The sequence below is a fragment of the Streptomyces muensis genome (genome assembly GCF_021474425.1).
GTDB lineage: Bacteria > Actinomycetota > Actinomycetes > Streptomycetales > Streptomycetaceae > Streptomyces > Streptomyces muensis.
Map to the genome: position 1 here is coordinate 1 of NZ_JAKEIP010000587.1, position 1,174 is coordinate 1,174.

The following is a 1,174-nucleotide window of genomic DNA, read 5'->3' on the forward strand; positions in this document are numbered from 1 at the left end:
GGGTTCCGGGGTCGGGGGCAGGTGTTGGTCCTCGGACCGCTGACGCGCCGTCACCTCAGGCTCCCCTGCAGCTTCCCGAGCCCTGATCCTGCGTCAATTCCGTCACCGTACGCCCCTTCGGTTGAAAAGGTACATAAACATATATTGAGCGACACATCGGAGGTTCGCCTGTTACGACGGGAAAGCGCGTGTCGTTGGGACCATGGCGCTCGTGATCGAGATGACCGCCCGCCGAACGCCCCTGTCGTCCCTGCTCACTCGCATCCGCTACCGAATGCCCGGCCTCGGCGCCAGCCTGCTGAACGGCGCCGTCGCGGCCGGCCTGGGCCTCGGCGTGCTCGCCGTCCTGGTGATCGCGCTGTGGATCAGCTCGCCCTACCCCGACAGCGGACCGGGCGGCGCGCTCCAGGTCGCCGCCGTGCTGTGGCTTCTCGCGCACGGCGCCGAACTGGTCCGCGCCGACACCCTCTCCGGCGTCCCAGCCCCGGTCGGCGTCACCCCGTTGCTGCTGCTGATGCTGCCGGTGTGGCTGGTGCACCGGGCGGCCCGCGACGCGGCGGCGGACGGCGGCGACGGGGCGCCGGTGGTGTCGGGGCGTACGGCGTGGACGGGCGTCGTGCTCGGCTACCTCGGCGTCGGGGCGGCGGCCTCGGTGTACGCCACCGGGGGCGAGCTGCGGCCGGCGTGGTTCTGGACCGTGCTGTGTGTGCCCCTGGTCACGATGGCGGCGGCGGGCGTGGGGGTGTGGACGGCGTGCGAGCGACGGCCCGAGGCGGCCGACGGCGTGCTGGGCGCGATGCCGACGCAGGTACGGCGGCTGGTGCCGGTCGCGGAGGCGCCCGCCCGGCTCGGTGCGGCGGCCCGGGCGGCCGGGGCCGGTGCGGCGGCGCTCGTCGGCGGCGGGGCGGTGCTGGTGGCGGGCTCCCTGGTGTGGCACGGCGGGGCGGCGCGGGAGTCGTTCCTGGATCTGACGGCGGGCTGGTCGGGACGGTTCGCGGTACTGCTGCTGTGCGCGGCGCTCGTGCCGAACGCGGCGGTGTGGGCGGCCTCGTACGCCCTCGGCCCCGGGTTCGTGCTCGGCGCGGGGCATGTCGTGGGCCCGCTGTCCTCCTCGCCCGCGCCGCTGCTGCCGCCGCTTCCGTTGCTGGAGGCGGTGCCGGGGACCGGGGTGGGC

Annotated in this window: 1 protein-coding gene; it reads left to right on the forward strand. The window is 75.0% G+C overall.

The features are described 5' to 3' along the window. Positions 1-202: 202 nt before the first annotated feature. Positions 203-1,174 (forward strand): cell division protein PerM (locus L0P92_RS44550; protein WP_234768826.1); only part of this gene is annotated, 972 nt, incomplete at its 3' end.